The sequence below is a fragment of the Paraburkholderia sp. J10-1 genome, from assembly GCF_905220165.1.
Lineage (GTDB): Bacteria > Pseudomonadota > Gammaproteobacteria > Burkholderiales > Burkholderiaceae > Paraburkholderia.
In genome coordinates this window covers 85359-95459 of sequence record NZ_CAJMYW010000009.1, presented here as the reverse complement: position 1 = coordinate 95459, position 10101 = coordinate 85359, and the positions used below count along the sequence as shown (strand labels likewise).

The window sequence follows — 10101 nt, the reverse complement described above, 5'->3', positions numbered from 1 at the left end:
CCCGGAGAAACGCCCCCCCGAGATCCCGGCGACTACGAGCGCTCAGCTCTCTTCGGCAGAAGGTTGAGTCTGTCCGCCATCCGGCAGAGTTCAGGGAGCGATGCGGCCTCGATCTTGTGCATCATGTTACTTCGATGAACCTTCACCGTGGTTTCGGTGATACCCATATCGTCGGCGATCTGCTTATTCAGCCGACCCTGCACGACCTGGAGGAGAATCGCGCGTTCACGCGGCGTGAGTTCTTCGAATCGGGCCCTGAGCGCGCTCAGCGATTCTTCGTTCTCGCGGCGTGCGCGGTCTCGAGCGAGCCCTACGTTCACGGCATCCAGAAGATCCTGATCCCGGAACGGCTTCGTCAGAAACTCGATGGCACCCGCCTTCATCGCCTGCACGGTCATCGGAATGTCACCATGCCCGGTGATGAAGATAATCGGAAGCGCTGAGCCTGCCGCGGCAAGATCGCGCTGAAACTCCAGACCGCTCCTTCCTGGCATTCTCACATCCAGAACGAGACAGGTAGGACAATCAGGCGGCCCGGATTTCACAAACTCGGCTATCGAATCAAACCCTTGCGCGCGCAGACCGGCCGACCGCAAGAGGCGTTCGAGCGATTCTCGAAACTGCGTGTCGTCGTCGATGACCACAACGCATGTATCTGAATTCGGCACCACTTTGGTCGGCGATTGAAGGTTCATCGGAATGAATTTCATGATATTCCGCAAGCCATGGGCGGTCAACGTCCCCTCTGCGGGATGAAGGGCCGAGTGGTAGCGCGAGCCGGCTACGTTGCTCTCGCTTTCCTTCATCGTCGCTCCTCGAGTCAGGCCGCAAGGCGATGTAGGGCGCAGAGCTTGTTGCCATCTGGGTCGCGCAGATAGGCGAGATACAGGCTGCAAAACGGGGCTTCGCGCACGCCGGGCGGAGCCTCGGCAGATTGGCCGCCATGTGCGACCCCGGTGGCGTGCCAGAGATCGACCTGGCTGGCCGACTGGCTGATAAAGCCGACTGTTCCTCCATTGGCGTGGGTAGCTGGCTGACCATCGAGCGGCTCGGTAATGATGAAAAATCCCATGTCCGCGCGATATACATAGCGCCGGCGCCGCTCGTTGTCATCGCTGACACCTTCGCCATAGCCGAGCGCGCCTAGCACGGCATCGTAGAAGCGCTTTGCTTTTTCAAGGTCGTTGGTGCCGACCACCACGTGACTGAACATTGTCTACTCCTCCCCTGGTAGATGAACCATGTCTCCTCCGACGCTGTGACCGGCGCGCATGCGGAACGACGATGTGCGACGATCCAGCGACGGAGGGATGCGCGATCTAGTGACGCGCAAAAAGGTTGTCGCGCGACGTCGCGGCGGCATGACTGCCCGCCTGGGAGTATCCGGCGACTACCCCGGTATATGCCTCTTGCGAGTCCGCTACGGCGTCGCGCCCGGCGGCGAAGGTTTGCGCGCTCTGACCGCGTTGCGACGCTGGTGCGCCAACCGCGGGCCGGTAAAACGGGGCGGGGCCGTAGCCGCTGGCGAATGCGGGAGCGGCGGCGGACGCCGAAAAGGCGACGAGCAGTGCAACGATGAGCCTGGTCTTCATGATGGAAATTCCCTGACAGATGTTCGGTGAGAGGCGCAAGCCTTGCCGGATTACGCCGTGATGACGTTCACCGCGAAGTCGATGTTGCCGTGCACAGCCTTCGAGTACGGGCAGATCTGATGTGCCGAGTGCGCGATGGCTTCGGCGAGGTCTTGTGCAACGCCGGGCACGCGAACGTTGAATCGGGCCTGGATGAAATACTCGTCGCCGGTCATGCCTAGATCGACCTCGATCTCAACGGCCAGGTCGGGTGGCAGCGTGACCTTCTTCGCCTTGGCCGCTAGGCCGAGCGCGCCGGTGTAGCAGGCCGACCAGGCACCCGCGAACAACTGCTCCGCGGTCGGATGCATCTGGATCGCGGTGAACACGATCTCGTTACCAGCCTTGCCAGGGGTCGAGAGTTGGATGTCGAGCCGTTCATCGCCGCGGGAAGCACCTTTGCCGCGGCTGGCAGTTGTCTGAGTTTTGCCCGTGAGCAGCACGGTCTGGATCTTGGTGGTCATTGCAAATTCCTCATAGGTTAGCCCAGTTGTCTAAGCGCCGACACTCGTTGCGCCGCGCACCATTGCCGGCGCGATAGGGCGTAGATCGCGCGCCGGAATCGGGTCGAGCCCGACCACTCCGCTCGCGCTCCAATCCATCTCACGGATGAGCCTCGGGAAGCGGCAGCTGGCGAACTCGGGAAGCGGTGTCGTTCAGGTAGGCATCAGCGCGGCGTACACCGCGTCTTCATAGGCCTGGGATAGGAGGTCTTCAATGCCGAAGAAATCGTCCATGTTTTCTTCCCGCCGGATCCGGCGAAGCTCTTCACAGCGATCACACAGGATGGAGAGCGCGTGGCCCGGGTGAAACAGCGACGCGACGTTGAACTGGGGTAAGAGCCCAGGCGCCGTTGAGGGATCCACGACGTTTATGGCTCGCTCCTGTCCTTCAACGATTGCCGCTGCAGTTCCCCGGAAGAGAGGACGACTGAAACCGGGCATCTGATCCATGACAAACTCCTTGGCAACCAGTGGTTGCGTTCGGGTGTGAATGCAAATCTTCACAACCCGGGAGTGAGCATGAGGCGCGCGGCGGTTGGTTTGTATTGCGCCGTGGTCGATCGATTCAAGCTCTTGGTATCGAGTCGCACGATTGCCGCACGCGAAACGCAGGCGGTCTGCACCCAGCGGGCCGAAAGCCTGCACACATGGTTGGGTGCTCTAAACCTTGGTTCAGGGGAGGGCTGGCAGCATGAGTTCGAAACCGCACCGCGAGGCCAGTGGAGGTCTACCTACGGTCTGCCGTCGTGTGCATCGGCATTCCATTTGCCATGCCGCCACTTCTGCAGCGGGCGGAAGCGCAGCTAGTACTCAAAAAGTCGCTTCTTGGCCTGCGATCGATAAATCGTGGGCAACTCGTTGTGCGCTATTGACATGGCTGGATTTCTGCATAGAGGTTGTACTATGGCAAGATATAAATCGCATACGCTATTATCGTATACGATTTAGTCAAACTGAACTGGGACATCAGGGCTATCTGGAACGCAATCCCGATGGATACACGTGCCACTTCATTCGGGCACACTGGAAACTGCCTGATCGGAGATGAGGATGCAGTAAAACTCTGGGATTATCTGGAAAGGCAGCGCGATCCCGGAGACGAGCGCCAGGTGAGGGTCAGTCTCACGAAAAACGGTCGAAAGCTTTCATCGTCGAGATCGGCCTGAGTGCCGAACGCGTTTTCACCGAGTTCGGATAGCGACTGATTCAGTTTCGCGGTCGCGAGCGATGGTCACAACACGAGCGCCTTTAGCGATCGAAAGCTTCGCTGCAGTGAACCCGATACCGCTGTTGCCATCAGTGGCGAGCGCCGCCTTTCCAGCAAAACGCGCATCCTTAACCTATGTATTAGACCTCGAGACCGTGTCCAAAACCGCGCCTGCTCGCGACGCGAAATCCCCGAAGGAAATCTCTCTTAAGCAGCGCAGCACGCAGTGGCATCGCACGCCGCGTGTAAGCCGCAATTGGCTGCATGACTGAAGGGGCAAGTACGTTGATACCCACCGATTTCCGCGAGCCGGGACTTCGATCAATTCTCCATTTCCAGTTTTGGATAATCCGTGTAGCCGGTTTCCCCTTCGGCGTAATACGTCGAAGGATTGGGCCGATTCAAAGGCGCGTTGAGTTCAAAGCGACGCGGCAAGTCCGGGTTGGCGATAAACAACTGACCCCATGCAACGGCATCCGCTTCGCCTGCATCGAGTACTCGCTGTGCCGATTCTCGGGTGAACCTCTCGTTCGCGATATACGGACCGCCGAACGCGGCTTTCAGGTGCGGACCGAGACGCTTGTTGCCGAGCGATTCACGGGCAGCGATAAAGGCGATGGCGCGTTTGCCGAGTTCGCGCGCGACATAGCCGAATGTAGCCGCTGCGTCCGAATCGCCCATCGTACCTATGTCGCCGCGCGGCGCGAGGTGCATGCCGACGCGACTAGCGCCCCAAACTTCGATGCACGCATCGGTTACCTGGAGCAGGAGGCGGGCGCGGTTTTCAATCGAGCCACCGTATGAGTCAGTGCGATGGTTTGTGCTGTCCTGCAGAAACTGGTCGAGCAGATAGCCGTTCGCACCGTGCACTTCGACACCGTCGAAACCAGCGGTCTTGGCGTTTTCGGCGCCCGTGCGGTAGGCATCGACGATGCCTGGAATTTCGGCCAGGTTAAGCGCGCGCGGCGTGACATACGGCCGCTGCGGACGCACGAGGCTCACGTGGCCTTGCGGCGCGATCGCGCTCGGTGCGACCGGCAGACTGCCGTTCAGGAAGATCGGGTCCGACACGCGGCCGACATGCCAAAGTTGCAGGAAGATCTTGCCGCCAGCGGCGTGCACGGCCTCGGTGACGAGCTTCCAGCCGGCGACCTGTTCTTGCGACCAGATGCCCGGAGTCGCGGCGTAGCCAACGCCTTGCGGCGTCACGGAAGTGGCTTCGGTGAGAATCAGCCCGGCGGAGGCTCGCTCGGCGTAGTACTTTGCCATCAGCGCATTGGGCACGCGTTGGTCACCGGCGCGCTTACGGGTCAGCGGGGCCATGACGATGCGGTTCGGCAACGTGAGGTCGCCAATCTGGAGGGGAGCAAAAAGAGTCGGCATAGAAGCTTGTTTTTCCTGGCGGACACAGAGTCCGCAACAATGAAAACAACGTGTTGAACGAGCTGACTGAAGTCCAGTTTTCAGCGAGCGGCTATCCATGAAAGGCGTTGTTACGACTTGATGTTTCCGGCATCCTTGACGTCACGGCCAGGCCCGGCAGGCCATTCCGTCGCGAGCGGGCGAGCGCGCGCGCGACGCGACGGACGAACGCTCCGCTGCCCTCAGCGTGGCGCTGGTTCGTCCAAATAGACACCTGCCGACAACCCGGCCTTCACCTGCCGCGTGAAGTCGTCGGTGGACACTTCCTCCGCCCCCGACTCGATCGCGTCGAAGGCTTGGCGTACCACGTCGGCCGGCGTCGCCTTTGGTACTTCCAGCCCGCGCGCCAGATCCGTATCGATGAAGCCGGCATGCAGCCCGACGACCTGCGTGCGCTGCTCGCGCAGCGAATGGCGCAGGCCGTTGGTCAGCGCCCACGCGGCAGATTTCGAAACGCCGTAGCCCGACAACATCGGCCGGTTCACCCAGCTCGCGACCGACAGCACGTTCAGGATCGCGCCGCCGCCGTTGGCAGCGAGCTTGCCCGCGAACGCGCGTGACATCGCCAGTATTCCGAACACGTTGGTTTCAAAGTGATCGCGCAATGCGTCGGGTGCGCCGTCGTCAATGAGGTTGCCAAACCGAGCGATGCCCGCGTTGTTGATCAGCAGCGTGACGTCGAGCGCTGCGTCGGCGGCCGCCGCCACGGCCGCCGGATCGGTCACGTCGAGCTTAACGGGCACCACGCCCGGCAACGTCACGCTGGCCGGATCGCGCGCGCCCGCATAAACCTTGCGCGCTCCTCTTGCGAGCGCCTGCTTCGCGAACTCGAGGCCAAGCCCGCGGTTCGCGCCCGTTACGAAAACGACAGCACCTTCGATCTTCATCTTCATTCCTTTCGCGTGATGAATCGCATGCGCGCCGATTTGCCGTGCGCGTGGGATCCAGTGAGAACAAGCCTTCAACAGAAACCCGGTGTCTGTTGCATGCCGAACGCCTGAACTGCCCGTAGTTGCGTTCGGGTGTGACTGCAAATTTTCGCAACCACGGAATAAGGATGCGGCGCGCGGCGGTTGGTTTGTATTGCACGGTGGTCGATCGCCTCTACCTGCTGGTATCGACGCGCAAGATTGCCGCATGCGAAACGCACGCAGCCCACAACCAACGGACCAGGAGCCTGCACCATGGTTGGTCGATCTAAACCTTGGGTCGATCGCGGAATCGTCGAAGCGTCGGTGGGAAGAGTGGGATCGGCGCTGGCTGAATGACGAACTGAAGTCGATCAACGGCCAACCGCAGATTTAAAGTGATCAGGCATGCCAACGAATACGTGTTCAGGACCAATCTAATAACAGGGAACAGGAACCTTCCACGATTGCGCATCAACCCAACCTCATTGCCTCAAGCGACCGCAGTGAAGAGCAATTGCTGGATTCAGGAAAAGTGCCAGGAGTTAGCGTGCAGCGTGAGACACTTGAACGGCTCTACTGGCAGAAGGAGACACTGGCGCAGGCTAGTATAGCGTCGACATCGGTGAATTTCATGATGCACGCGACCGCTTGCGCAGGGTCTGCTGGGGAGCGCACTAATGGGCGCGGAATCCAGAAGCTCGGCCACACTGTCCGGCTGATGGCCTCGCAGTATGTGAAGGCTGAGAACCGGCCAGCGATTTCATCACTTGAATGTCCATGGCAGTGCGAGAAGCGCCGTACAAGTCGCCGGATAATGACCGTCTGCAACGGGTCGACGAACGAAGCCGCTCGCGCGGTAGAGGGCTGACGGTCGGTTGGGAGGAGGTCATAGTGCGGCTCCTGTTGAAGAACGAGGCGGATTGCCTCATTCGTCAACATAAAACCGCGCGACCGGCCTCTCCCTGACCTCTAGCGTCGGACCGCAGCCCCCTACCGCGCGAGCGGTTTCGTTCTTCGACCCTTCTCGGACATAGTGGGGCGCGCAACCGAACGGCAGTAATTCAATGTCTAGCCGACCTATGATCAGCTCGATCAGCAATTGACTTACTCTCTCACTTTATGAATCTCGAGGAAATGCGCGGCTCCGCACATCCATCGTTAGTCAGTCTCGACATCATGTGATCGCCCCATGACAACTTTTCGCTCCTGTCGAGATACTCCTTGAAATTGATTTACGAGGCGTATTCATTCCGAAATCGGAGACCGCATGATCGGACGATCAATTCTGATCATCGTTGCCAGCTTGTCGCTGGCCCAGCTAGCCGAAGTCTGCCCAGTCGCGGCCTATGCTCAGATGCCGAACGCGACGAGCGGTGCAGACAATGCGGCGAGCGGGGCGTCGGTAACGCAGGAAAGCTCGCAATCTGCGTGGCCGCGAGCGACCGAATCACAGATTGGACGGCTGGTCGCCATCCACCGAGGGCAAACGACTCCGCTTCCTGGTATTGATCAGCGTGCGGACGTCGAAGTATGTGTCGCACGAAGCTTGCATGCGGTAGACCCAGGCAACCGAACCTGGAATCCGAACGATTCACGATGGGACACGATGCGCACAGTTATCTCTCAAGACTGTGCGGCACAGTCCGATCGCATCAAGAACAAGGTTGCGCCGGTGGTCACGAAAACGTATTTCGACGTACTCCCTCGGAGTTACGCAGCTCACCTGAGCAGCTCAGAGGCGGATGATTTGATTCATTTTTATGAGTCGGATATGGGCCGCAGGTACCTCGCGTTTCAGGAACGGCTAGCGGCTGCAAGTATGCAGGGCGCAGCCCGAGTGTTTAATGAGAAGACTGTTCAGGACCTTCGAGCAGCAACGCCCGATACCATGGAGGCGAGAGTGCAAATCCTTCGCCTTTCGACCTCAATGGCCATGCTGATCGTGGCGACTCAGGACGCACATCACACCGGAGGCGACTCGGACTCGAGCGGTGCCCTGGTAACCCGCTTGATGATGAATGTGACAGCCGCAAGCCAAGGTGACGAGCTTGATCGGATCGGGCGAGCGTATGCATCCGACTTGCATGACTTTGGCACGTTTGTCGATTCACCCGCAGAAACTGACGAACTGCGTGCTCTTCATGAGGCAACGGATGCTGCGGGTAAAGCTATAGGGACGTTCGCCATGGAAGTGAGCCCTGAGTTGAACGGAAACTTGAAGAGATGGCGGGATCTCTACCGATCGCTGCCACACGACGAAGCAGCTTCATCGGTCCCAAAATGATGTCTGAAATTGCGGCGTGAGCAAACGCGAAATGCACTGACTCGAATCTGCGCGAAGCCATTGAGCATCTGCGTGGCGATCTTGCCATACAGTGTCGGGCGCCAACCGCGATAAAAGTATCGTAAGCGGGAGCTTGGTTATCTTATCGCGTATCGATGGTGCGTCTTCCAGTTCCCAGAACCCACCACTCACCACTAACGTGATACGTTTCCGCGTGCAACCAAAAAACTTCGCTGCAATTCATGCGTCGACCCGCGTTACCTCCTGCCACGCGCCGTAGCTGCGTCCAGCAAATGCAGCGCTGACCTACGTGACTCTGGCACACCTTATCGAGACCGCGCGTCATCAATCTCACCAAGCCCGGCGACGGCGGCCAGATAGCGGTACGTAGCGGCATTGAGCGCTGTCGTCAGCAGCAGTAGTTCGTCGGGCCTTTCAGGATTGCCGCCCACACGAACGCGACGCTGGAACTGGCCTCGAGCGGCCGCCAAGGCTTGGTACGCGGTACAAAACTCCTCAAGATCGCGCATAACTCAGACCTCGTGATGTGATGCACAGGAATGCGCGCGTAGTGCCACCCGATCATAGTCGACAGCACGCAGAAAAGAAGGCACGCCGACGGCGTTGGTGGACGCCAGCCGGCTTCCGCTTGTGTGAGTGAACTGCACTGGCCGGTGGCGGCCCGGCGCCTGGTGTCGCCATGCGTTCCACTATGGCAAAGATCGCCTTCAATCGGCTTTCGCCAATACTGCTTTCTGGTGGCATACAAGGCGATCAGCGGGGCGGCGGAGATTTGGGAGTGCCTGATTGCGCATGCGTGAAATACCTGCAATTATTTTTGCGACCACAAACGGGTAGTGATGGATGGCGACGATGGAAGGAAAAGATGGATTTCGCGGGCCGCCGTGGACAGACCGGCGCGCTATCGCCGCGGAGATGCTGGAAGCGGGGCAGAGCATCCAGCAGGTAGCGGCGGCACTTGATCTCAGCCCTGCCACGGCTCGCCGCTATGCTGCCCTGTTCAAGGCCGGCGGCAAGCGGTCGCTCTTACAGTTGAGCGATGTCGGACGTCGCAGGCAGCTTCCTGCAGAGGGGTTGAGCTGGCTCGTCGCTGCAATCAAACATGCACCTGGACTTCAGGGATTCGCGACGCCGCGCCGGACCAGGGAGGCCATTGTCGCACTCGTTGAGCAGAAATTCGGCGTCCGGTACTCACGATCGCACATCAACCGCCTGATTCGCGATCATGGGCTGCAGGAACACTTTTGAGCGCCGTGAAAGCTTTGGACGATGAAGCTCGCGCCGAGCTCCTGTGCTTTCTCGTGATCGGCCTGCTCTTCACGTTTGCGCGTGAGGGTGTCTGGTTGCGCACGGATTATCTGATCGAATCGGCGCAGATCTGGTTGCGTTCGAACGGCGCAGAATGCGACTGGCTGGAGCGCGCGAGGCTGGTGGAGATGGCGCGTACGATTGCGGAGCGGGAAAGTGCACGTCCGTTTCCGAAGGATGACGCCGACCTGCACAAGCTTTTCAAGCTGCGCACCGGATGGTATCTCGATTACCGCTCGCCGGTTGTCCAGCGAATTCACTCGCTCTGTACGGCCCGTTTGAAACGTGGAAGCAATAGCGGACGCACTACCTGAAAAAAGGCCGCCGCATTCGAGGAAATACGGCGGCGTTGAAGCGCTGCCTTCCAGCATTCGGAGTTGCTGGAGGTTGCAGAGTATCGATGCAACCTGGTTGAAAGGTGCCAGGTCAGCTGCGATTCGTCCGTGGATATTTGCACGCGAAACGGTCGTCATGATTGCCGCGGCCCTGCCGGCTGGCACGCTCTGGAACGCGCTGGCAGGCAAGCCGGAACCGAGACGCCGATCGGGCGATTTCGATCAGATTGACCATGCCATTGACCGTTTCCGTGTGCACTGCCCGCGTACTCAACGGTTTCTCGGTATTCTCGTTTTCAATGCTTTCCAACGCGTCTGGCATGACAAGTGTCGGATATCCGCCAATCTCGCGCCGGGAAGTCTGGCAGACATAGCCTTCGCTCGAATGCGGGTCACACGGGATAGCTCGCATCCTCGCGATAGGCGAGGTGGCAAGCAGTTGGATCGCGCCTCAGGCGCTCGAACCGACCCGGGAAACT

The 10101-nt window shown here is 59.6% G+C and carries 11 protein-coding genes and 2 pseudogenes; 5 read left to right on the top strand and 8 right to left on the bottom strand.

Annotated elements, in window-relative coordinates:
* Positions 1 to 32 precede the first annotated feature (32 nt).
* The 5 genes from U5A65_RS25720 to U5A65_RS25700 form a co-directional block, all read right to left on the bottom strand.
* Entirely contained in the window at positions 33 to 806 is a 774-nt protein-coding gene (locus U5A65_RS25720; RefSeq protein ID WP_321948106.1) for a response regulator transcription factor, read from the bottom strand.
* A gap of 14 nt (positions 807 to 820) precedes the next feature.
* Positions 821 to 1213, bottom strand: a complete 393-nt coding sequence (locus tag U5A65_RS25715; RefSeq protein ID WP_321948104.1) for a VOC family protein — start codon at positions 1211 to 1213, stop codon at positions 821 to 823.
* Between the two features lie 106 nt (positions 1214 to 1319).
* Complete coding sequence (locus tag U5A65_RS25710) at positions 1320 to 1592, bottom strand: hypothetical protein (protein ID WP_321948102.1); 273 nt, start codon at positions 1590 to 1592, stop codon at positions 1320 to 1322.
* A 50-nt stretch (positions 1593 to 1642) separates the two neighbouring features.
* Complete coding sequence (locus U5A65_RS25705; protein ID WP_321948100.1) at positions 1643 to 2095, bottom strand: Ohr family peroxiredoxin; 453 nt, start codon at positions 2093 to 2095, stop codon at positions 1643 to 1645.
* 192 nt (positions 2096 to 2287) lie between these two features.
* Positions 2288 to 2584: a hypothetical protein gene (locus U5A65_RS25700; RefSeq protein WP_321948098.1), complete on the bottom strand. Its 297-nt coding sequence runs from the start codon at positions 2582 to 2584 to the stop codon at positions 2288 to 2290.
* A 505-nt stretch (positions 2585 to 3089) separates the two neighbouring features.
* Here U5A65_RS25700 and U5A65_RS40985 point away from each other — a divergent pair.
* Positions 3090 to 3182: pseudogene (locus U5A65_RS40985) on the top strand (peptide-methionine (S)-S-oxide reductase); the annotation flags it as partial.
* A 22-nt stretch (positions 3183 to 3204) separates the two neighbouring features.
* Positions 3205 to 3279: pseudogene (locus U5A65_RS25695) on the top strand (MarR family transcriptional regulator); the annotation flags it as partial.
* Between the two features lie 383 nt (positions 3280 to 3662).
* Here U5A65_RS25695 and U5A65_RS25690 read toward each other — a convergent pair.
* Together U5A65_RS25690 and U5A65_RS25685 are read right to left on the bottom strand one after the other, a co-directional pair.
* Positions 3663 to 4724: an alkene reductase gene (locus U5A65_RS25690; RefSeq protein WP_321948466.1), complete on the bottom strand. Its 1062-nt coding sequence runs from the start codon at positions 4722 to 4724 to the stop codon at positions 3663 to 3665.
* Positions 4725 to 4945: 221 nt separating this feature from the next.
* The gene (locus U5A65_RS25685) at positions 4946 to 5650 is read right to left on the bottom strand and encodes an SDR family oxidoreductase (protein ID WP_321940226.1); all 705 of its coding nucleotides are present in this window, start codon (positions 5648 to 5650) and stop codon (positions 4946 to 4948) included.
* Between the two features lie 1291 nt (positions 5651 to 6941).
* On the opposite strand from U5A65_RS25685, the gene U5A65_RS25680 reads away from it, so the two are divergent.
* The gene (locus tag U5A65_RS25680) at positions 6942 to 7958 is read left to right on the top strand and encodes a DUF2059 domain-containing protein (protein ID WP_321948096.1); all 1017 of its coding nucleotides are present in this window, start codon (positions 6942 to 6944) and stop codon (positions 7956 to 7958) included.
* A 326-nt stretch (positions 7959 to 8284) separates the two neighbouring features.
* Here the strand turns inward: U5A65_RS25680 and U5A65_RS25675 are convergent, their stop codons facing one another.
* Positions 8285 to 8488 carry a hypothetical protein gene (locus U5A65_RS25675; protein WP_321940474.1) on the bottom strand — a complete coding sequence of 68 codons (204 nt, stop codon included), beginning with the start codon at positions 8486 to 8488 and terminating at the stop codon, positions 8285 to 8287.
* A 343-nt stretch (positions 8489 to 8831) separates the two neighbouring features.
* Between U5A65_RS25675 and U5A65_RS25670 the strand changes: the two genes are divergently transcribed.
* Positions 8832 to 9227 (top strand): winged helix-turn-helix domain-containing protein, encoded by a 396-nt coding sequence (locus U5A65_RS25670; protein ID WP_321948094.1) that lies wholly within the window; start codon positions 8832 to 8834, stop codon positions 9225 to 9227.
* A complete protein-coding gene (locus U5A65_RS25665; protein ID WP_321948092.1) occupies positions 9224 to 9601 on the top strand; it encodes a hypothetical protein in 378 nt (125 codons plus the stop codon). The genes U5A65_RS25670 and U5A65_RS25665 overlap by 4 nt, the downstream gene beginning before the upstream one ends.
* Positions 9602 to 10101 lie beyond the last annotated feature (500 nt).

Bases quoted from the DNA above. Each gene is read 5' to 3' on its own strand.
- U5A65_RS25690 (WP_321948466.1), bottom strand. From the start codon at position 4,724: ATGCCGACTCTTTTTGCTCCCCTCCAGATTGGCGACCTCACGTTGCCG.
- U5A65_RS25685 (WP_321940226.1), bottom strand. From the start codon at position 5,650: ATGAAGATCGAAGGTGCTGTCGTTTTCGTAACGGGCGCGAACCGCGGG.
- U5A65_RS25705 (WP_321948100.1), bottom strand. From the start codon at position 2,095: ATGACCACCAAGATCCAGACCGTGCTGCTCACGGGCAAAACTCAGACA.
- U5A65_RS25720 (WP_321948106.1), bottom strand. From the start codon at position 806: ATGAAGGAAAGCGAGAGCAACGTAGCCGGCTCGCGCTACCACTCGGCC.
- U5A65_RS25675 (WP_321940474.1), bottom strand. From the start codon at position 8,488: ATGCGCGATCTTGAGGAGTTTTGTACCGCGTACCAAGCCTTGGCGGCC.
- U5A65_RS25715 (WP_321948104.1), bottom strand. From the start codon at position 1,213: ATGTTCAGTCACGTGGTGGTCGGCACCAACGACCTTGAAAAAGCAAAG.
- U5A65_RS25700 (WP_321948098.1), bottom strand. From the start codon at position 2,584: ATGGATCAGATGCCCGGTTTCAGTCGTCCTCTCTTCCGGGGAACTGCA.
- U5A65_RS25680 (WP_321948096.1), top strand. From the start codon at position 6,942: ATGATCGGACGATCAATTCTGATCATCGTTGCCAGCTTGTCGCTGGCC.
- U5A65_RS25710 (WP_321948102.1), bottom strand. From the start codon at position 1,592: ATGAAGACCAGGCTCATCGTTGCACTGCTCGTCGCCTTTTCGGCGTCC.
- U5A65_RS25670 (WP_321948094.1), top strand. From the start codon at position 8,832: ATGGAAGGAAAAGATGGATTTCGCGGGCCGCCGTGGACAGACCGGCGC.